Genomic DNA, 19,689 nt, shown 5'->3' with positions numbered 1-19,689 from the left:
ACCACCTCGTCGAACCACCGGGACACGCGCCGATGACCGCCTATGATCCGAACAACATCTTCGCCAAGATCCTGCGCGGCGAACTGCCGGCCCACCGCGTCTATGAGGACGAGCGGGCGCTTGCCTTCCTCGACATCATGCCGCGCGCGCCCGGCCACACCCTGGTGATCCCGAAGAACCCGGCCCGCAACCTCCTCGACATCGATCAGGGCGACCTCGGCTATGTCGCGGGAATCGCGCAGCGCATCGCCAGGGCGCAGATGGCCGCCTTCGCCGCCGATGGCATCACGGTGCAGCAGTTCAACGAGAGCGCCGGCGGCCAGGTCGTCTTCCACCTCCACGTCCACGTGATCCCGCGCCATGAAGGCGTCGCGTTGCGGCCGCCGGCCACCTACAAGGCGAGCCAGGATGAGCTCGCAGCCTCCGCGGAAAAAATTCGCGCTGCCTTGGAGCATGTTCCGCAAAAGTGGGAACCACTTTTGCGATAAGAACATGCTCAACTTATTGGTTTTGCGCGAATTCTTGTCGTCCGGCCTCCGGCCGAACGGAAAGCGCGCCAAAAATCTTTGAGAAGCATGTCACGCGGGCGCTGGCCGTCTCGTCCTGTCTTCATCACCACCTGATGGAGAGACAAGATGACCCAGCGCCTCAACGGCTTCCAGACCGCCCCCGACGCCTACAAGGCCATGCTCGGCCTGCAGGATTATGTGAACCAGTCGAAGCTGGAGCACAGCCTGCTCGAGCTGGTGAAGATCCGCGCCTCGCAGATCAACCGCTGCGCCTACTGCCTGCACATGCACATCGCCGACGCGCGCAAGGCCGGCGAGAGCGAGGTCCGCATCAACCTGCTCAGCGCCTGGGAGGAGTCGGAGCTCTACACCCCGCGCGAGCGTGCCGTCCTGCGCTGGACCGAGGAGCTGACACGGCTCGTCGACCGCAGCCCGAGCGACGAAGCCTTCGCCGAATTGCGCGAGCACTTCGACGAGAAGGATTGCGTCGACCTCTCGGTCGCCATCGGCATGATCAATCTCTGGAACCGGATCAATTGCGGCTTCCGCACCTTGCATCCGCTGGATCGCCGCCGCGAGGCGGCCGCGGCCTGACGCTGCGCCGACATAAGCCTGCTGGCTCGGACCGCCGAGCCAGACCTGCCTCAGTCCGAAAGCCCAATCATGAGCAAGCGCCTCAACCCCTACGTCACCGCCCCCGACACCATGAAGCCGCTGCTCGCACTCGAAGCCACGATCAAGGAGAGCGGCCTCGAGCACAGCCTGATCCATCTCGTGAAGATGCGGGCCTCGCAGATCAATGGCTGTGCCTATTGCCTGCACATGCATTCGGCCGATGCGCTCAAGGAGGGCGAGAGCCCGGCCCGGCTCTTCCTGCTCGACGCCTGGCACGAGTCGGCGCTCTATACGCCGCGCGAGCGCGCCGCTTTGGCCTGGACCGATGCGCTGACGCTGATCTCGCAGACCCATGCGCCCGACGAGGCTTATGACGAGGTACTGCGCCAGTTCAGCCCGGAGGAAACGGTGAAGCTCACGCTCCTGATCGGCACGATCAACACCTGGAACCGGATCGCCATCGGCTTCCGCACGAGCCATCCCAATGACCGGCCGGCCAAAGCCGAAGCGACAGCCGCCTGAGACGATCACCATGACCGCCCCGGACGACATCTTCGAGACGCATCGCCGTTTCCTGACCCGCCTCGCCTATCGCATGCTCGGCTCGGTCAGCGATGCCGAGGATATCGTCCAGGAGGCCTGGCTGCGCTGGCGCGACGTGCCGCAGGACGCGGTCGAGGCGCCGCGCGCCTATCTCGCCCGCACGGTCACGCGCCTCTGCCTCGACCAGATGAAATCCGCCCGCAGCAAGCGCGAATTCTATGTCGGCGCCTGGCTGCCGGAGCCGCTGGTCGAGGAGATCGGCGCGGCTGAATCCGACGTCGACACGCAGCTCGATGCCCCGATCGCACTGATGCTGGCGCTCGAACGGCTGACGCCGCTCGAGCGCGCCGCCTTCCTGTTGCACGACGTCTTCGACCTGGATTTTGCCGAGATCGCCCGCACCATCGATCGCAGCGAGAGCGCCTGCCGTCAGCTCGCCAAGCGCGCCCGCGAGCATGTCCGCATCGACATGCCCCCGCGCAACAAGGTCGAGCCCGCCGAGGCGAAGCGCTTCGTCGAGGCCTTCTTCAAGGCCGCCCACAAGGCCGACACCAGCGATCTGCAGACCTTGCTCGCCCAAGATGTCGCCTTCCATAGCGATGGCGGCGGCAAGGTGCTGGCGGTGCTCAACCCGCTCTACGGCATCGAGCGCGTCCTGCGCTTCTTCGCCGGCATCGCCAACAAGGTCATCAGCCAACAGAAATCGACGACCGTTTTCAAGCCTGTGATGATCAACGGCCTGCCCGGCTATCTCAGCCTCGAACGCGGCGAGACCTTGCAGGCGACCGCCCTCGACATCCGCGACGGCCGCGTCCACGCGATCTATGTCGTGCGCAACCCGGACAAGCTCAGGCACATCTCGCTGACGGCGAGTTAAGACTACTCACTCACCTGCCGTCATTCCGGCCGCAGCGAAGCGGAGCGCCGGAATCCACCGTGGTGGCCTTCGATGGATGCCGGAGCTGCGCGGCTACGCCGCTTGTCCGGAATGACGAGTGATCAGGACGATAGCCAATTCAGCGTCGTCCGGGCGCCCGCTCCGAGCCAACGCGATTATGGCTCAAATGTGGGCAAGGCATTCCGGCTAGCTGATTTGAATCTTTGCTGGAGCCTTGCGCTATGAATTTTGACATTTCCCAAGTCAAACACCCAAAAGAAAAGCTCTACGGCAGCATCATGCTCGTCGTCGGAATCGCCATCTGGGCGGTGGTACTCGGTGCCATCGCCGTTGCCCTGTTGAGCGGGTCGGTCTGGCACGCGCTGCTGCTGCTCTTCTATTTCGGCATCTTCTGGCTGGTCTCCTATTGGGCCCGCGCCCTCACCCGCGCCTACATGATCGGCCATTTCGTCATGGTCGGGCCCGACCAGTTCCCGCATCTCCATCGCATGGTCGAGGACGGCGCCCGCGCGCTCGGCCTGCGCGAGATTCCGCAGACCTTCGTTTACAATTCCAGCGGCGTCCTCAACGCGATGGCGCTGCGCCTCGTCGGCCGCCAGCGCTATATCTGGCTGACCTCGGCCCTGCTCGACGCCGACAATGACGAGCAGATCCGCTTCGTCGTCGGCCACGAGCTCGGCCACCATGTCGCCGGCCATCTCGACGAGCCCTGGAGCTATCTGCGCCTGCCCGGCCACATCATCCCGTTCCTCGGCGCTGCCTATTCCCGTGGTCGCGAATTGACCTGCGACCGCATCGGCGCCTTCGTCGCCCGCGATCTTCAGGCTGCCCGGACCGGCTTGCAGATGCTGGCCTGCGGCAGCGCCAAGCTGAACGCCCAGATGAACCCCGACGCCTTCCAGAAGCAGGAGCAGATGGTGCCGGGCATTGCCGGCTTCTTCCTGAAGATCGTCTCGCACTATCCGCGCCACACCCGCCGCGTCGAAGCGGTGACGCAATGGTACCGCTCGCAGCAAGGTGCAGCCGTTGCGGCTCAGCCTGGGCTGCGCCCCCGCCTCGCCTGAGCGAAACGCGGCTGACAAAATTGAACCCGGCGCGAGCAACTCGCGCCGGGTTTTTGATATGGCGGAATTGGTTCTGAATGCCGTCAGGAAACCGGTGCCGGATCCTTTCCTCTCACCAGCCGCGGCTGCCGAAAGATGGCATCGTCCACTGCATCGCCGGCTTGAACCCCTTGGCGATACCTGCCTTGATCACACGCGCCTCACTATTGATCAGCAGCGCGAAGGTCAGTGTTTCTGCCGGTGTCCATACCGCCTTCTTCGCGTAGTTCAGGCAATCGAAGCTGAGGCAGGCGCCACCGGCCAACAGCACGTTCGCCACCGCGGATGCGCAGTTCTTGACCGTCATGTTGTAGGTCAGGTCCTTCTTCATCTCCTGGTACTTTGCCCGCATACGGCCCTCGTCGAGACAATCGATGACGACCGCCCGATCCGGATCGCGCCCTTCCGCGTGCACATCATGGACATAGGTCGGAGTTCCCGCACCGAACATTTCCGCCGGCTTGAGCGGCTTGGCGCCGGGTGTTCCCTTGCTGCCGGCTCCTTTCGGCCACCAGCTCACATACTCCGCCTTGCCGCCGCCCGCTCCGAAGGAAATGTCCATGGAGGCGTGGCCAACATTCGGCAGCTTCGGATACCAGCAATAGACTTTGTTCATTGACGCCCTCGAAAAAGACGAGGGTCGCCAATCGTCCTGGAGACGACAGGAGCGCACCCTCGCATATCGGCTTCGCTCAACGCAGCTGGAGCGGATCAGATTGAACCCGCCGCTCGGCAGCCTCGTCTCTCTTGAAAACAGGCCCGCCGCGATAATCGACTTGCGACGCGCGGGAGCCCTTCAGGCAGCTTGCTGTATTCTGGCTGGTATTCGCGCCCAGGTTGTCAGATCAGCCACCAGGCGCCGCCGATCAGCACCGCTTCGCCGATGACTACGGCCAGCATGACCTTGCGCCGGTCGACCAACACGACCGTCACGGCGACGGCGAGCGCCGCCAGCCTGACCGCGAGCGGCACGCCGGCGAGTGCGCCCGGCGCCGCCAGCACCAGCTTGGCCACCACCCCAGCGAGCAGCGCGGTTGCAACCAACCTCACCCATTCGAGCCAGGGCGAGTTCTCGTCGAGCCGGCGCGCGAAGACGACGGCGAGCCAGCGCCAGATCTCGGTCGGCAGCACCGCGAACAGGAGAAGCGCGAGATAGGGCCACCACGGCCCGTCGAGAAAGGCGATCGGCTGCGTCATGCGCCCGCCTTCGGCGCCTTGCGCCGGCGCTGCACCAGGAAGGCGATGCTGCCGCCGACGACACCGCTGGCGATCAGGTCGAAGCCGCCGCCGATCGCCCAGCCGGCCGCGGGCCCGAGCGCGAGGCCAAGCCCGATCGCGACCATGTCGCCCAGGCCCCGAATGCCAGCCGTCATCGAGCTCAGGAAGAAGATCGGCGTCAGGCAGAGCAGTCCGGCTGCGACCGGCGCTGGCACGACGCCGGCGAGATGGAAGCCAATGAAAGTGGTGAACGAGCTGACGACGATCAGCGCATTGGCGAAGCCGAAGAAATAGGGCACACGCTGCTCGGGCGGCATCGCCGGCAGGCGCCTGAGACTTTCGACCCAGGAGGTCACCGCGACATAATGGGCTATCAGCAGCTGCGTCCCAATCCCCTGCCCCGGACGGCGCAGCAGCGGCAGCAGTGCCACCGTCATCGGCAGGAAGCGCAGCGAAGCGAAGCCGATCGCCAGCGCGATCGCGCTCCAGGCGGCCCCGGCTGCGATCGAGGCGAAGAACAGGACCTGCGACGGGCCGGCCCAGACCAGGATCGTCGAGAGCACGGCGGCCTCGACCGAATAGCCGACATCCCGCGCGAGCGAACCGACGCCCATCAGCGACAGCCCGACCACCCAGGCCGGGAGCATCACGGCATCGCGAAAGCCGGTGAAGGCCGGCCGCACCCAGGCGCTGCGGGCGGACTTGCTCATGCTGCTAGAGACGCGGGCGAGCGCCCGCTATCTCTCGAAGGTTGGGATGCTCTGGATTGCTGGATCATCGAACCCGCTGAAACGAAACACGGCCCGCAGCGATAGCGGGCCGTTTCGCTTAAAGCGCATCGCGTCAGCGGGATAACAGCCCCAGGACTGCGCGTCCGCCCTGCATTCGGCGCACGCCAGATCAGAAGCTCTTCATCGCCAGGCCCATCAGCTCGTTCCCGAAGTCGATGATCTCCTTGGGCACGCCGCCGATAGCGCGATAGCCGAGCCAGAGCAGATAGAGGAAAGCCGGAACCAGGATCCAGCCCAGCACCTCCTCGAACACTATGCGCCGCCGGCGGCGGCGCGCCCGCTTCTCGAACCAGCCGAGCTTTTCCTTCGGCGCCGGCGCCGCCGCTTGCGCGGCGACCTCTTCTTGCTGTGCCCAGGCACTGGCGGGCTTGCGTTTGAAGAACACTGGATCAGGCCTTGGTCAGCGGAACTTTCGGCACGGTGCGCACGCTCCGCGCCGCCTTGGGCGGCTCGACCGGAGCATCCGGCTTCGGACCCCGCTTCGAACTACCGGACGAGGCCACCTTGGCCTTGCCCAGCCCCTTGGCCCGCGGCTTGCGCGTACGCTTCTCGGCTGCGTTAGCGACGTCCTTCTCCGGCTTGGGCTTGACCGGCCCATCGGGGAATTCGAGGCCAAGCACCTTGATGCCGGTCTCGGACTGGATGACCACGACCTTGACCGCGCCACCGTTCTTCAGCCGGCCGAACAGCACCTCGTCGGCGAGCGGCGTCTTGATCGTCTGCTGGATCAGGCGGGCCATCGGCCGGGCCCCCATCGCCTCGTCATAGCCGTTCTCGACCAGCCATTCGCGCGCCTCGTCCGAGAGCTCGATGGTCACGTTGCGGTCGGCGAGCTGGGCCTCGAGCTGCAGCACGAACTTGTCGACGACGCGGGCCACGACCGTCTTCGGCAGGTGGCCGAAGGAGATCGTCGCGTCGAGCCGGTTGCGGAATTCCGGCGCGAACAGCTTGTTGATCGCCTCGGTGTCGTCGCCCTCGCGCTTACTGCGGGTAAAGCCATAGGCGTTGCGCGCCATGTCGGCCGCTCCGGCATTGGTGGTCATGATCAGGATGACGTTCCTGAAATCGACCTGCTTGCCATTGTTGTCGGTCAGCTTGCCGTGGTCCATCACCTGCAGGAGGATGTTGAACAGGTCCGGATGGGCCTTCTCGATCTCGTCGAGCAGCAGCACGCAATGCGGATGCTGGTCGATCTGGTCGGTCAAGAGGCCGCCCTGGTCGAAGCCGACATAGCCGGGAGGCGCGCCGATCAGCCGCGAGACGGTGTGGCGCTCCATGTATTCCGACATGTCGAAGCGCACGAGCTCGACGCCGAGCGAGGAGGCGAGCTGGCGCGCGACCTCGGTCTTGCCGACGCCGGTCGGGCCGGCGAAGAGGTAGCAGCCGATCGGCTTCTCGCCGTCGCGCAGGCCGGCACGGGCGAGCTTGATCGAGGAGGACAGCGCCTCGATCGCCTTCTCCTGGCCGTAGACGGTGCGCTTCAGCGTGGTCTCGAGGTTGCGCAGCACCTCGGCATCGTCCTTGGAGACGGTCTTGGCTGGGATGCGCGCCATCGTCGCGACCGCCGCCTCGATCTCCTTGACGCCGATCGTCTTCTTGCGCTTGGCCTCGGTCACCAGCATCTGCGAGGCGCCGGTCTCGTCGATCACGTCGATCGCCTTGTCCGGCAGCTTGCGGTCATGGATGTAGCGCGCCGACAATTCCACTGCCGCCTTGATGGCGTCGTTGGTGTAGCGCAGCTTGTGGAACTCCTCGAAATAGGGCTTCAGCCCCTTCAGGATCTCGATCGTGTCCGGGACCGACGGCTCGTTGACGTCGATCTTCTGGAAGCGCCGCACCAGCGCCCGGTCCTTCTCGAAATACTGGCGGTATTCCTTATAGGTGGTCGAGCCGATGCAGCGCAGCCCGCCCGAGGCGAGTGCCGGCTTCAGCAGGTTCGAGGCGTCCATCGCACCGCCCGAGGTCGCACCGGCGCCGATCACCGTGTGGATCTCGTCGATGAACATGATCGCCTTGGGGTGCTGCTCGATCTCCTTCATCACCTGCTTGAGGCGTTCCTCGAAATCGCCGCGATAGCGCGTGCCGGCGAGCAGCGTACCCATGTCGAGCGAGAAGACAGTGGCGTCCTCCAGCACCTCGGGCACCTCGCCGCGCACGATCTTGAGGGCGAGGCCCTCGGCGATCGCCGTCTTGCCGACGCCGGGCTCGCCGACCAGCAGCGGGTTGTTCTTCTGCCGACGGCAGAGGATCTGGATCGTGCGCTGCACCTCAGCCTCGCGGCCGATCAGCGGATCGATGCGTCCATCCCTCGCCTTGCGGTTGAGGTTGACGCAGTAAGCGTCGAGTGCACTTTCCTTTTTCTTCTTGTCCTTGTCGCCGTCATTGCCGGAATCCGAGCGCTGCTCGCGCTGCTGCTCAGGTTCCTCCTCGGCGCCGCGCACCGGCCGGCTCTCGCCGGCGCCGGGGCGCTTGGCGATGCCGTGGCTGATGTAGTTGACCGCGTCGTAGCGGGTCATGTCCTGCTCCTGCAGGAAGTAGGCGGCGTGGCTCTCGCGCTCGGCGAACATCGCCACGAGCACATTGGCCCCGGTCACCTCCTCGCGGCCGGACGACTGGACATGGATCACCGCGCGCTGGATCACGCGCTGGAAGCCGGCGGTCGGCTTGGAATCGTCGCGTCCATCGGTGACGAGATTGGTCAGCTCCGCGTCGATGTAGTCGACGAGGTTGCGACGCAGCGTGTCGAGATCGACGCTGCAGGCGCGCATCACCGCGGCGGCGTCCTGGTCGTCGACCAGCGCCAGCAGCAGATGCTCCAGTGTCGCATATTCATGGTGGCGCTCATTGGCGAGCGCGAGGGCCCGGTGAAGCGCCTGTTCGAGGCTGCGCGAGAAGCTCGGCAAGGTCAGCGCTCCCAATCCAGTTTCGAGAGGATGATGTTCAAAACTACTTTTTCTCCATCACGCACTGCAGCGGATGCATATGCTTACGGGCGAGGTCCATCACCAGGGTGACCTTGGTCTCCGCGACCTCGTAGGTGAAGACGCCGCATTCGCCGACGCCATTCTGGTGGACATGCATCATGATGCGTGTCGCCTCGGCCCGATCCTTGTTGAAGAACCGCTCCAGCACGTGCACCACGAATTCCATCGGGGTGTAATCGTCGTTGAGGATCAGCACGCGATAGAGGTTCGGCTTGCGTGTCCGGGTGCGAGTCAGGACGGCAGTGCCCGTACCGGATCTGTCAGTGTCCGACGGCGTCGCAGGCGACCTGGGCTTTGACGCCAGCCGCAGCGCAAAGCCGGGCGCGATCCCGCGCGGCGCGATGCCGGCTGGCAGGTCCTGGTCGATCGGCGTGGTGGCTGCGTGGCTCAAGGTGTCCGTCCCGAAGGCTGACCTCAAGATAGTGCTTCGCTCACGAATTTACAGACGTCGCCACGGCTCCGCCAGCCCGTTGCGACCGCAGGTCACAAAGAAGTGCCGCCGCGAGCCCTGTGAGAGCCCGCCAACGAGACGATCGAGGTTGATTTCCGTGCGGCGTCAGGTGCGCCAGCGCAGCCGTTCCGGCGCGAGCGTGTTGCTGAAGGCCTTTCCTTCATGGCGGGCAGCGGCGTAGTCCCGCTTCAGGCGGAAATACCATTGCCCCAGCCGGTCGGCCTGTCCGAGCAGCAGCATGGTCGGCTTGCGCTCCAATCCCTGCTGGGCCAGCTCGAGAATCCTTTGGTCCTGCCGCAGGAAGGCGCGCCCGGCCCATCCGATCAGCGGCGCCAGCGGCATGAGTTGCGGCAGATCCGAGAGCAGCACATTGGTGAGCAGCGTCCGGCGCGCATCGATCGGCGTGGCGAAGGTCGCGTTGATGATCGAGCGTTCGCCCATGCGGATGCGTTCGATCCGCTGGCCGGGCAGCAGGAAGTCGACCTCGGTCTGCGGCCGGCCAAGCAGGCGGTAGCCGCGCGAGTTCGCCGCCGCCTTGTGCGCCTTCATCCGGAAGCCGAAGGGCAACGGCTCGAAATCCTTGACCTTCTCCCGTGCTGTCGCCGTCGGCCGCCACCACCAGGAGTTATGGACATAGCCGACATGCCCCGGGTCGATCAGGCTGAGCACGCACAAATCATAGGACGCCTCGACCAGGACCGATACGGCGACCCGGCAGCGGGTCGCGCCCGCCAGGGTCAGTGCCGGCACCGGCGGCGCCTCGGCCGACCCCGCGCCCATATAGAGCCAGATGATGCCGTCGCTCTCGCGGACCGGGAATTCGCCGACCTTGACCTGGCCGGGATCGGTGACGTCGCCCTCGACCAGCGTCGGCATCGCCTGACAGCGGCCATCGGCACCGAAGCGCCAGCCATGGAAGGGACAGGTGATCGCGCTGCCGTCGAACTGGCCCTCCGACAGTGGCGCACCGCGATGGGGACAGCGATCGCGCAAGGCAAAGAGCCGGCCGGCCTTGGTGCGCCCGATGACGATCTGATCGCCGAGCACCGTCACGCTCGCCATCGCGCCCGGCGCCAGGCTGCCGGCGCTCCTGACGCAGTACCAGGCTTCTCGGGGCGGCTCGCGAAATTCGCTCGCCGGAGGTGCCTCGGCAGAGGTCCGTGCCTCTCCGATCGTCGTCGAACTGCTCATTGCGGCCTCTGGCTCCAGCCGCGGCCTCAGACGGACTACGGCCGCCGCAAGCAGCTATTCGCCAGTTGCAAGAGCATTGCCGAGAAGCGCACTCGGCCTGGACCATGGGTCCAAACGCAAAGAAGCCCGGCCGGAGCCGGGCTTCTCGAAACTGTGTCGCAATCAGCTGCGGCTGAACGAAGTCAGCTACTTGCCGAAATCACTTGGCCGGGGTCGGGACGGCCTTGGCGACGATGCCTTCGAACGGCTTGTAGGCGTCCTTGGCGATCGCGGCATAGAGCTCGCCGATCTTGGTGACCTGGGCGACATAGCCCTCGAAAGCGGTCTTGACGTAGTCCGACTGGATCTCGATCGCCTTGTCGAGCGTCTTGACGCCGGCAAGCTTCTCGATCGTGGCCGTGCCGGCCTCGAACGACTTCTTGGCGTAGTCGGTAGTCTCGACGGCGAGAGCCTGCACGCCCTTCGAGGTGGCGCCGAACGCCTTCAGGGCCGCATCGACGTTCTCTTTGGAAGCCTTCTGGATGGTCTCGAACTGCTGGATCATCGTTTCCTCCGACGCTCGTAGGCGCCGCCTCTGCTGACGAGCCGAAATGGCCCGGGTTCCGTGCCCCCAAGGTCAGATGAAGAGATCCATCACCGGGGCGCTTTCTGATATTGTGCACCGCAACATAAAAGTCAAGCTCGCGCTGCGATGCACCAAACGCAGAGCCCCCCAGCGTGCATCGGCGACGGTTTGCAACCGGACAGATTCAATGCGGGCTTTTGGCGCTTAACTCCTCCGTAACCGCATCCACCTAACCTCCTCTCCTGTGTCCTTCGCGCCACGCTGCAAAGCCTGCGACGGACGGGTGGGTGAGTTGAGGCGAGTTGCATGGCTTTTGGTTGCGTTGGTTCCCGGCGCGGGCGCTGGCTCGCGTTCATCGGGCTGGTGAGTGTTGCTGCCGTTGCGCTGACCGCGACGGTCTCGCCCGCAGAGGCGGCCCGCAAGAAGCGGCGCCATGTCTCGGGCGGCTACGCCCCGCCCTATGCGGCCATGGTCGTCGACGCCAAGACCGGCCGCACCCTGCACGCCGTCAACGAGGATGCGCCGCGCATCCCGGCCTCGCTCACCAAGGTAATGACGCTTTACATGCTCTTCGAGCAGATGGAGCGCGGCCGCTACACCATGAATTCCGAGCTCAAGGTCTCGTCCTACGCCGCCTCGCAGCCGCCGACCAAGCTTGGCCTGCGCGCCGGCTCGACCATCGAGGTCGAGGACGCCATCAAGAGCATGATCACCCTCTCGGCCAACGACTCCTCCGTCGTGGTCGCCGAGGCCATCGCCGGCTCGGAAGAGGCATTCGCCGAGCAGATGACACGCAAGGCGCGCTCGCTCGGCATGGAGTCGACGCGCTTCTACAACCCGCACGGCCTGCCGAACTCGCCGCCGAACATCACGACGGCGCGCGATCTGACCATCCTGGCGCGGGCGATCCAGGAGCGCTTTCCGCGATACTTCCCACTCTTCCAGACGCGCTCGTTCCAGTACGGCGCCCGCACCATTCGCGGGCATAATCGCCTGCTCGGCCGCATCGAGGGCGTCGACGGCATCAAGACCGGCTATACCCGCGCCTCCGGTTTCAACCTGATGACCTCGGCCAAGGCCGAAGGCCGCCAGATCGTCTCGATCGTGCTCGGCGGCCGCTCCGGCGCGGCGCGCGACAAGATCATGTCCGACCTCGTTCTCGCCAGCCTGCCGCGCGCCAGCACCGGCGGCCGCAGCGCCCCGATGATCGCCGAGGTCTCCGAGCCGCAGCAGGAGCGCTACCGCGCGCCCGCTCCGGTCCCTGCGCCCGAGCCGCCGGCCCGCCCGGCTGTCATCGCCCAGGCGCCGGAGCCTGCCCCGGCCCCCACGCCGCTCCCAGTGCCGCGTCCGCGTGCCGAGCCGGAGGTTCCCGCCGCCGCCCGCGCCTATGCCGCGACGACGACGACCGCGCAGATCGCCCCGCCGCGCGCGCTCAGCGGCAGCGCCCAGGCGCTCGCTCTCTCCAACATGCGCCCGGTCGCCGCGACCACGACGCCGTCGGCCATGCGCTGGTCGATCGGCGCCCCGCCGGCCGAGGGCAAGGTCCTGCGTCCGCCGGCGAATGTCGACGTCACCTCTTCGATCGCCAAACTGGCTGAGCCCGCGGACAAGGACGAGGTCCAGCCCATGCCGAAGAAGATCGAGGCCCGCCTGCCCGAGCCGGCGCCGCTGCCGGTCAAAGTCGCGCAGGCCGCCGCCAAGGCACCCGAGAGCAAAGCACCTGAAAGCAAACCGGCCGAGAAGGCCGCGATCGCCTCGAAATGGGTGATCCAGCTCGGCGCCACTGACGACGAGGCCAAGGCCAAGGACATCCTGACCCGGGCCCGCGCCAAGGCCTCCGGCTCGCTCGCCGACGCGTCCGGCTTCACCGAGAAGGTCGAGAAGGGCGGCGCCACCCTGTTCCGCGCCCGCTTCGCCGGCTTCGAGGAGTCAAAGGACGCCGAGAAGGCCTGCGCCCAGCTCAAGCGTGGCGGCTTCGCCTGCTTCGCGACCCGCAGCTGATCGATCGGAAAGGAGATCAGCCATGCTTTTTCAGCAAGGTATCCTTGGCCTGGTTGACCCGAGCGGCAAGCCCGCTGGTTCCGCCGGCATCCGGATGGATGCGCTTCATCAGGCCCCGATGGGCATCGCGGATCGCCTCCTGGCCCGCCCCCGGCTGAAGCCCCAGGATCTCGTAGGCCTCCTCGTCCGTCATCGCGCCCGTGCGCGCCGGGCCGCGCTGCCCCGCGTCGCGGTGACGATCAGCGTCTTCACGCCAGCCGGGCGCCCGGCGGTCGAGATATGCCTCTAGCAGGCGCGCCCCGTCGGGATCCCCGGCGAGGCATTCGCGCAGCAGCGCGCTGAGCTCGGCGGGCGTCAGCTCGTCGAGATCGCGGCCGGCGAAGGCGCCGGTCAGAACCTTGCCCTTGATGCCGCCGCTGTCATGGTCGAGCTCCATCTCGAGCATCGCTGATGCAACCTTGGACCGGCCGGCCGAACCGCCGGCCCCGCCCCAATCCCTCGCCCATTCCGGCATCTTGAGCCCGCCGGGACCATAGGCGCTCCAGCCGAGCAGCCAGGCTCCGAGCCCGCCCAGGAAGATCGCCATATCCGCCCGGCCGCGCAGCATCAGCAGCGCCGCGACGCCGAGTGAAAGAGTCCCGCCGACGACCTTGCCGAACCTGACCAGCTTCTTCGGATCGGCCCCGGCGAAGAACTTGGCCACCCACCAGATCAGGATCAGCGTTGCGACGCCATAAAGCAGCATCACGGCTTGCGGCCCTCCATCGCCGTGAGCAGTCTCTGCGCCGCGGCATTCTGCCCGGCGAGCTTCAGCAGCGCCTCGCGCCCGCCGCTGGCATAGGCTGCAGCTCCCCGCAGCAGCTCGAGCAGCGAGTTCGGCGCATTGACGTCGAAACGGGCATGGGCGCCGCCGGTCAGGCGCGCGATCTCGGCGAAGGCGGCGCTGGCGTCAGGATCGGAGCCCTCCTGGAAGACGAAGCCCTTGATGCCGCGCAAGCCGAGTTCGCCGGCGAGCGCGCAGAGCCGGTCGATATTCTCCTCCATCGCATCGCCGACATAGACGAAGGCGCGGATCGGCATCTGCCGCTCCTCGTCGCGGATATGCTTGAGTACGCGAGCGATCTGCGTCTGCCCGCCACGGCAGTCGATCCGGTTCATCAGCCCGGTCAGGCGCTGCGGCTCGCCGAGCCAGCCTGAGGCACGGCATTCGTCGAAGCCGCGGAAATAGACGAGTTGCACCGCGAGCCCGCCGGTCTTCGCCGCGACCTCGAACATCTGGCCCTGCAGCGAACAGGCGAGATCCCAGCTCGGCTGTCGGCTCATCGTCGCATCGAGCGCGAAGACAAGCCGCCCGGCCTGGCCCGTCGCCAGCGGCGCGAGCTGCGTGGCCGCGGTGAGAAAGCGGTCGATCTCGCCGGGCTTTGAACGTGCAGCGCCCTCGGACGGGCGTGTCTCGCCCGCCTTGCCAACCGCCTTGCCGTCTTCGCGCGTCATGCTGCCCGCCGGGATTCGCCCATGCCAGAGATATTGGCCGCGCCGCCGGCATTTGCTACCCGTCGAGCGGGTTGGAGGAGCGCTATGTCACAGGTCGCGGTTTTCGAGACGGTCAAGGCGATGCGCGAGGCCGTCGCGTCCTGGCACGCCGCCGGCGAGAAGGTCGCGCTGGTGCCGACCATGGGCGCGCTGCACGAGGGCCATATCGCGCTGGTGACCGAAGCGCAGAAGCATGCCCGCCGCGTCATCGTCTCGATCTTCGTCAACCCGACGCAGTTCGCGCCGCACGAGGACTTCAAGAAATACCCGCGCACCTTCGACAGCGACCGCGCCCAGCTCGAGGCGGTCGGCACCGATGCGATCTACTTCCCGGCGGTCGAGGAGATGTACCCGCCCGGCTTCGCCAGCCGCGTGCTGCTCCTCGGCCCGGCCGCCGTCGGCCTGGACGATCGCTTCCGCCCGACGCATTTCGAAGGCGTGGCAACGGTTTGCTGCAAGCTCTTCACGCAGAGCCAAGCCGATTTCGCCGTCTTCGGCGAGAAGGACTACCAGCAGCTCAAGGTGGTGACGCGGATGGCCCGCGACCTCGATCTCGGAATCGAGATCGTGCCGCTCGCGACCTTCCGCGAGGCCGACGGCCTCGCCATGTCCTCGCGCAACCGCTACCTCTCGGCCGAGGAGCGCGCGCTCGCTCCGACCCTGCACAAGGTCATGCAGGACCTCGCCGCCCGCATCCGCAACGACGACCCGCTGTTCCAGGCAGTCGCGGACGCGCAGACCGAGATCATCACGGCCGGCTTCGAGCTCGACTATCTCGAAGCCCGCCACGCCGAAACGCTGGCGCCGGTGACCTCGCGCGCCGACGGGCCGATCCGGCTGCTGATCGCGGCGCGGATCGGAGGGACGCGGCTGATCGACAATATCGGGGTGTGAGGAGTAGGCCCGATCTGATGAGTTCTATGGACCGCAAGACGACCTTCACGCTCGACGAGCTCGATCTGCGCCGGGCGGTCCGCCTGCATGCCTTCAGCGCCTTCCGGGAGAAACGCACACTCACCCGCATGGCGGTCCTCTGGGTCATCGCAATGGCCGCCTTCATTGGCTTCTTCTCCGCCGCCGGCTCGACCGGGTTCGCCCCTGTCGCACGCAAGTCGTATTCGAGGTATCTGTGAAGGCGTGAGCGCTGCCTGCCTGAGCTGTGAGATTGCTTCCGGACGCAGGGCAAGCGTTGGCGGCGCGATCTATGAGACAGAGCATTTCCACGCTCACCAGGATGTCGCATATCCCGTCCCCGCGCTCGTGATCGTCGCGTCGAAACGTCACTTCCGGTCACTTTTGGACATGAATGCGGTAGAGACGCTCGAATTCTTACCGCTTGTCCAAATGATCAGGCGCGCTCAGGCGCAGATCGGGATCGAGTTCGTCTATTATTTCTACAACGAAGACACCAAGCACCATTTCAACTTCTGGATGGTGCCTCGCTATCCCTGGATGGCCCAGTTCGGAAAATCCATCGAAGCCGTGCGCCCGGCGCTGCTGCATGCACGTGACAGAATGAACTCCGAGCAGGAGTTGGCAGCTGTGACGCAGGCGGCCGCAAAGCTGCGAGAATCGTTGAGGAGCAGCTAAAGACTCAGCAGCGTCTCTAAGAAGTGTGGGCGCAGCCCTTTCCGCGGACACTGAGGCTCCGATCAAGCCTGCGGCGCAGATCATCAAAGAACGCGGCGATGGCGGCGCGCCGCCCCGAGCTTACAGCAGCCCCAACTCCGCCAGTTCACGCCGCATCTGCTCCGGCATCACGCCGAGATCGCCGCTGCGCTCGGAGATGTCGCGCGGCGCGTCCTTGTCCTGCAGATAGCGCCAACCCTGGAACGGCCGGAACGGGCGCGGCTCGACCGGCACCACCACTGGCTCCATCACCAGATGGCAGCGGCCGATGCCCTCGCCATCGGTGAAGGGGCGGATGTCGATCAGGCGCTGGCGGGCCGAGACCTGGCCCTTGATCACCCAGTAGAGCGAGCCGCCGGAGACGATCTCCTCGATCCGCTTCGGCACCATGCGGGTGGTGTGCAATTGCTCCGCCGGTTCGCCGCGGGCGCGGCGCTGCGCCTGCCGCTCGGCGATCCACTGTTCGAGATCGCTGATCGATTCGGCGCCGACGCAGAGCTTGAGGATATGGAGCGGCATGGCGGGCAACCTAATCCTCGCCGGCGCCCCTCGCCAGAGGTTCACCGTATTCTCCACAGACGCCGCCATGTGACAGGCGCGACATATCCCCTCTCCCCCTGCGGGAGAGGGTTAGGGTGAGGGGTCGCGTAACGCTGATCGTCGGCTCAGCCCAGGCCTGTCCGAAGCCTCAAAGACCTGCGCGACCCCTCATCCGGCCCTGCGGGCCACCTTCTCCCGCAGGGGGAGAAGGGAACGAGCTGCCCGCACGGCGGCAAGGCACAGGCACGCGACAAGGCCGAGCATAACGACAACGCGCCGCGCGGGGGTGGCCGGCGCCAGCGCGATCATGACGGCGCCTTTCCTACAGGCTAGTAAGGCGGCCGACCCGAACGGAGGCACGACATGCGCGGACTACAAGGCAAGGCCATTCTCGTCACCGGCTCATCGACCGGCATCGGCTACGCCATGGCCGAGCGGCTGATCGCCGAGGGCGCCAAGGTGCTGATCCATGGCCGCGATCAGGGCGAGGTCGACACCGCCTGCCGCAAGCTCGGTCCCTCGACCGCCGGCGCGATCGGCGATCTCGCCGAGCCGGCAACCGCGCAGACACTGGTCGACGCGACGCGCAAGGCCTTCGGCCGCATCGACGGCCTCGTCAACAATGCCGGCATCTACCCGCGCGGCGTGCTCGGCGAGACCACGGCGGCCTTCTTCGACCACATGATCGCGATCAACACCCGGGCGCCGCTGCTCTGCGCCGAGGCGGCGATCCGCGCCTTCCGCCTGCAGAAATCCGGTGGCTCGATCCTCACCGTCGGCTCGATCAACGCCTGGTGCGGCAACTCCAACCTCACGGTGTATTCGATGTCGAAGGGGGCGCTGATGACGATGACGCGCAACCTCGCCAACACGCTCGGGCGCGAGCATATCCGGGTCAACCAGCTCAATGTCGGCTGGACCTTCACCGCCAACGAGGACTTAACGCAGCAGCGCGAGGGCAAGAAGCCGGGCTGGGAGAAGGAAGTGCCGCTCGAATTCGCCCCCTTCGGCCAGATCATGCAGCCGGCCGAGATCGCCGCCCACACCGCCTTCTGGCTGTCGGAGGAGAGCGGCCACGTCTCCGGCCAGATCTATGAGGTCGAGCAATTCCCGCTGATGGGCCGTGGCCGGGCCGCCGATTGACATCCGACGTCATTGCGAGGAGCGCAGCGACGAAGCAATCCAGAACGGTACACGCAATCCCCCTGGATTGCTTCGCTTACGCTCGCAATGACGGAACAGACGACCGACGATGCCAACCAGTGTTTTTTCGCCTTGGCTGACCCGCTGGAATCTCGAACCCGATGGCACGCCGATCAGGACGCCCGGCAGCCACCTCCTGCCAGTCCTGCAGCATGGCGAGCCGGCGATGCTGAAGCTCCCGGACGGAGACCACGAGCGGCTCGGCTATCTGCCGCTCGACTACTGGGCCGGCAACGGCGCCGCCCGCCTGCTCGCCCGCAGCGACAATGGCGAGGCGATGCTGATGGAGCGCGCCACCGGCTCCCGCTCGCTCGCCGCCATGGCCCGCAGCGGCGCAGCGGGTGACGACGAGGCGACCGCCATTCTCTGCGACGCCATCGCCGCCTTGCAGAAGCCACGCGGATCGGCACCCTCTGGGCTGATTCCGCTGGAAGTCTGGTTCGAGGACCTCTTCTCGATGACGCAGGAGCACGGCGGCATCCTCACCCGCTCCGCCGCGGCGGCGACCGAATTGCTGCCGGCGCAGCGCGAGATCGTGCCGCTCCATGCCGACCTGCACCACGACAACGTCCTCGATTTCGGGGCGCGCGGCTGGCTCGCGATCGACCCGAAATGCGTGATCGGCGACCGCGCCTTCGAATACACCATCCTGTTCTGCGATCCCGACCTCGCCGATCCCGAGCCGCCGGTCGCGACCCTGCCCGGCCGATTCGAGCGCCGGCTGGAGATCGTGCTGGCAAAATCTGGGCTGGAGCGCCGCCGCCTGCTGATGTGGATCCTGGCCTGGTGCGGTCTCTCGACCGCATGGTTCCTCGGCGACGCCGATCCGCTTGCGGAGATCAATCTCGCCGTTGCCGAGCGGGCGATCGTGGCGCTGGACGCGCTCTGATCTCGCTCAGCCCTGCGCTTGCATCCATGCGCTGAAGGTATCGGGCAAGACGTTCGCCCCACAGATCACCGTAGCCACGCGCTTGCCGCGATAGCGCCCGGGGTCCTCCAGCATGGCCGCGATGCCGAGCGCCGCGGACGGCTCGGTGACGAGCGCGGCGTGCCGGTAGAGCAGCCGCATGCCCTCGATGATGCTGGCCTCCTCGACCAACGGCACATGGTCGGCGGTGGCGAGCAGGTCGTCGAGCACCTCCGGAATCGGAAACCGCCCGGCGACGCCATCCGCGATGGTATCGGTACTCTCGGTGGTCACGACCGACCGGGCCCGCCAGGACAGCGCCAGAGCCGGAGCGCCTTTCGGCTGGATGCAGACGATCTCGGTCGCCGGCGACAAGGCTTTGAAGACATGGCCCACGCCGGTGGCCAGTGCGCCGCCGCCGAGCGCGAGCAGGACCGTATCGATGCGATCAAAGCCCTCGACGAGTTCGAGACCGATCGTGCCCGCGCCCTCGCAGGTGTCGAGATTTTCGCTGTCCTCGATCAGGAACGCCTCGCCGCGCGCCGCGATCTCGCGGGCGCGCTCGCGGGCGGTCTCGATATCGCCCTCGACCAGTTCGACCATTCCGCCCAACCGGCGGATGCGCTCGATCTTCGCGGCATTGGCGCCCTTCCCCGCGATCACACTGACGGCGATGCCGCGTGCCCGGCCGCTATAGGCGAGCGCCTGGCCGAGATTGCCGGCGCTGGCGCAGACGGCGGCCTTGGGACCGGAGCTTCTTGCCAGCCGTGCCATCGCGACCTCGGTCCCGCGCCCCTTGAAGCAGCCGATCGGATTCGCGGTCTCGAGCTTGATGATGAGTTCACAACCCAGCAATGCGCCGAGGGTGGAAGCGACGAACTGCGGCGTGTCGCGAAACACTGGCGCGATCTCCCGCCGCGCTTGCCGGATGCGTTCGAGGTCGAGCCTGGTGCGCGGCTGCATGGGACAAGCCTTCGATAGGATGATACGACGGCGCGTGCGCTTTAA

The 19,689-nt window shown here is 66.4% G+C and carries 23 protein-coding genes; 11 read left to right on the top strand and 12 right to left on the bottom strand.

Annotated features, from left to right (window positions below; all coding sequences use genetic code 11):
* Window positions 1-32 precede the first annotated feature (32 nt).
* The 5 genes from ACSQ24_RS10140 to ACSQ24_RS10120 all read left to right on the top strand — a co-directional run bounded on the left by ACSQ24_RS10140 (window position 33) and on the right by ACSQ24_RS10120 (window position 3,629).
* Window positions 33-488, top strand: coding sequence for an HIT family protein (locus ACSQ24_RS10140; RefSeq protein WP_436094547.1), 456 nt, complete (start codon window positions 33-35; stop codon window positions 486-488).
* Between the two features lie 147 nt (window positions 489-635).
* Complete coding sequence (locus ACSQ24_RS10135) at window positions 636-1,103, top strand: carboxymuconolactone decarboxylase family protein (RefSeq protein WP_436094546.1); 468 nt, start codon at window positions 636-638, stop codon at window positions 1,101-1,103.
* Window positions 1,104-1,172: 69 nt separating this feature from the next.
* Entirely contained in the window at window positions 1,173-1,646 is a 474-nt protein-coding gene (locus tag ACSQ24_RS10130) for a carboxymuconolactone decarboxylase family protein (protein ID WP_436094545.1), read from the top strand.
* On the top strand, window positions 1,609-2,544 hold the full coding sequence (locus ACSQ24_RS10125; RefSeq protein WP_436094544.1) for a sigma-70 family RNA polymerase sigma factor: 936 nt from the start codon (window positions 1,609-1,611) through the stop codon (window positions 2,542-2,544). Before ACSQ24_RS10130 ends, ACSQ24_RS10125 begins: the two co-directional genes overlap by 38 nt.
* Window positions 2,545-2,843: 299 nt before the next feature.
* Window positions 2,844-3,629 (top strand): M48 family metallopeptidase, encoded by a 786-nt coding sequence (locus tag ACSQ24_RS10120; RefSeq protein ID WP_436094543.1) that lies wholly within the window; start codon window positions 2,844-2,846, stop codon window positions 3,627-3,629.
* A 112-nt stretch (window positions 3,630-3,741) separates the two neighbouring features.
* On the opposite strand, the gene ACSQ24_RS10115 is transcribed toward ACSQ24_RS10120, so the two are convergent.
* The 8 genes from ACSQ24_RS10115 to ACSQ24_RS10080 form a co-directional block, all read right to left on the bottom strand.
* Window positions 3,742-4,284 carry a hypothetical protein gene (locus tag ACSQ24_RS10115; RefSeq protein ID WP_436094542.1) on the bottom strand — a complete coding sequence of 181 codons (543 nt, stop codon included), beginning with the start codon at window positions 4,282-4,284 and terminating at the stop codon, window positions 3,742-3,744.
* Between the two features lie 224 nt (window positions 4,285-4,508).
* The gene (locus ACSQ24_RS10110; protein WP_436094541.1) at window positions 4,509-4,865 is read right to left on the bottom strand and encodes an AzlD domain-containing protein; all 357 of its coding nucleotides are present in this window, start codon (window positions 4,863-4,865) and stop codon (window positions 4,509-4,511) included.
* On the bottom strand, window positions 4,862-5,596 hold the full coding sequence (locus ACSQ24_RS10105) for an AzlC family ABC transporter permease (RefSeq protein WP_436094540.1): 735 nt from the start codon (window positions 5,594-5,596) through the stop codon (window positions 4,862-4,864). Before ACSQ24_RS10105 ends, ACSQ24_RS10110 begins: the two co-directional genes overlap by 4 nt.
* Before the next feature lie 190 nt (window positions 5,597-5,786).
* Window positions 5,787-6,062, bottom strand: coding sequence for a hypothetical protein (locus tag ACSQ24_RS10100; RefSeq protein WP_436094539.1), 276 nt, complete (start codon window positions 6,060-6,062; stop codon window positions 5,787-5,789).
* A 4-nt stretch (window positions 6,063-6,066) separates the two neighbouring features.
* The gene (gene clpA / locus ACSQ24_RS10095) at window positions 6,067-8,580 is read right to left on the bottom strand and encodes an ATP-dependent Clp protease ATP-binding subunit ClpA (protein ID WP_436094538.1); all 2,514 of its coding nucleotides are present in this window, start codon (window positions 8,578-8,580) and stop codon (window positions 6,067-6,069) included.
* Window positions 8,581-8,623: 43 nt separating this feature from the next.
* Window positions 8,624-8,971, bottom strand: coding sequence for an ATP-dependent Clp protease adapter ClpS (gene clpS, locus ACSQ24_RS10090; protein ID WP_436097864.1), 348 nt, complete (start codon window positions 8,969-8,971; stop codon window positions 8,624-8,626).
* Between the two features lie 246 nt (window positions 8,972-9,217).
* Window positions 9,218-10,303 carry a Rieske 2Fe-2S domain-containing protein gene (locus ACSQ24_RS10085; protein ID WP_436094537.1) on the bottom strand — a complete coding sequence of 362 codons (1,086 nt, stop codon included), beginning with the start codon at window positions 10,301-10,303 and terminating at the stop codon, window positions 9,218-9,220.
* Between the two features lie 199 nt (window positions 10,304-10,502).
* Complete coding sequence (locus tag ACSQ24_RS10080) at window positions 10,503-10,847, bottom strand: phasin family protein (RefSeq protein WP_436094536.1); 345 nt, start codon at window positions 10,845-10,847, stop codon at window positions 10,503-10,505.
* A 327-nt stretch (window positions 10,848-11,174) separates the two neighbouring features.
* On the opposite strand from ACSQ24_RS10080, the gene ACSQ24_RS10075 reads away from it, so the two are divergent.
* On the top strand, window positions 11,175-12,869 hold the full coding sequence (locus tag ACSQ24_RS10075) for a serine hydrolase (protein WP_436094535.1): 1,695 nt from the start codon (window positions 11,175-11,177) through the stop codon (window positions 12,867-12,869).
* Between the two features lie 16 nt (window positions 12,870-12,885).
* On the opposite strand, the gene ACSQ24_RS10070 is transcribed toward ACSQ24_RS10075, so the two are convergent.
* Both ACSQ24_RS10070 and ACSQ24_RS10065 read right to left on the bottom strand, forming a co-directional pair.
* Window positions 12,886-13,614, bottom strand: coding sequence for a DnaJ domain-containing protein (locus ACSQ24_RS10070; RefSeq protein WP_436097863.1), 729 nt, complete (start codon window positions 13,612-13,614; stop codon window positions 12,886-12,888).
* Entirely contained in the window at window positions 13,614-14,363 is a 750-nt protein-coding gene (locus ACSQ24_RS10065) for a VWA domain-containing protein (RefSeq protein WP_436094534.1), read from the bottom strand. Before ACSQ24_RS10065 ends, ACSQ24_RS10070 begins: the two co-directional genes overlap by 1 nt.
* Window positions 14,364-14,447: 84 nt before the next feature.
* Here ACSQ24_RS10065 and panC point away from each other — a divergent pair, with 84 nt between their 5' ends.
* From panC to ACSQ24_RS10050, 3 genes are read left to right on the top strand one after another with little or no spacing between them, the layout of a single operon-like run.
* Window positions 14,448-15,296 carry a pantoate--beta-alanine ligase gene (panC, locus tag ACSQ24_RS10060; RefSeq protein WP_436094533.1) on the top strand — a complete coding sequence of 283 codons (849 nt, stop codon included), beginning with the start codon at window positions 14,448-14,450 and terminating at the stop codon, window positions 15,294-15,296.
* A 17-nt stretch (window positions 15,297-15,313) separates the two neighbouring features.
* Complete coding sequence (locus tag ACSQ24_RS10055) at window positions 15,314-15,535, top strand: hypothetical protein (RefSeq protein ID WP_436094532.1); 222 nt, start codon at window positions 15,314-15,316, stop codon at window positions 15,533-15,535.
* Between the two features lie 4 nt (window positions 15,536-15,539).
* Window positions 15,540-15,992 (top strand): HIT family protein, encoded by a 453-nt coding sequence (locus tag ACSQ24_RS10050; protein WP_436094531.1) that lies wholly within the window; start codon window positions 15,540-15,542, stop codon window positions 15,990-15,992.
* A 120-nt stretch (window positions 15,993-16,112) separates the two neighbouring features.
* Here ACSQ24_RS10050 and ACSQ24_RS10045 read toward each other — a convergent pair whose 3' ends face one another.
* Window positions 16,113-16,550 carry a DUF1489 family protein gene (locus ACSQ24_RS10045; protein ID WP_436094530.1) on the bottom strand — a complete coding sequence of 146 codons (438 nt, stop codon included), beginning with the start codon at window positions 16,548-16,550 and terminating at the stop codon, window positions 16,113-16,115.
* A 384-nt stretch (window positions 16,551-16,934) separates the two neighbouring features.
* Here ACSQ24_RS10045 and ACSQ24_RS10040 point away from each other — a divergent pair, with 384 nt between their 5' ends.
* A complete protein-coding gene (locus ACSQ24_RS10040) occupies window positions 16,935-17,714 on the top strand; it encodes an SDR family NAD(P)-dependent oxidoreductase (RefSeq protein WP_436094529.1) in 780 nt (259 codons plus the stop codon).
* Window positions 17,715-17,823: 109 nt separating this feature from the next.
* Window positions 17,824-18,663, top strand: coding sequence for an aminoglycoside phosphotransferase family protein (locus ACSQ24_RS10035; protein ID WP_436094528.1), 840 nt, complete (start codon window positions 17,824-17,826; stop codon window positions 18,661-18,663).
* Between the two features lie 6 nt (window positions 18,664-18,669).
* Here the strand turns inward: ACSQ24_RS10035 and ACSQ24_RS10030 are convergent, their stop codons facing one another.
* Entirely contained in the window at window positions 18,670-19,644 is a 975-nt protein-coding gene (locus ACSQ24_RS10030) for a threonine ammonia-lyase (protein WP_436094527.1), read from the bottom strand.
* Between the last annotated feature and the right edge of the window lie 45 nt (window positions 19,645-19,689).

It is taken from the genome of Allobosea sp. LjRoot237 (genome assembly GCF_964253285.1).
Lineage (GTDB): Bacteria > Pseudomonadota > Alphaproteobacteria > Rhizobiales > Beijerinckiaceae > Allobosea.
Note: the sequence above shows the minus strand (reverse complement) of the source record. Positions and strands in the feature narration are given on the sequence as shown.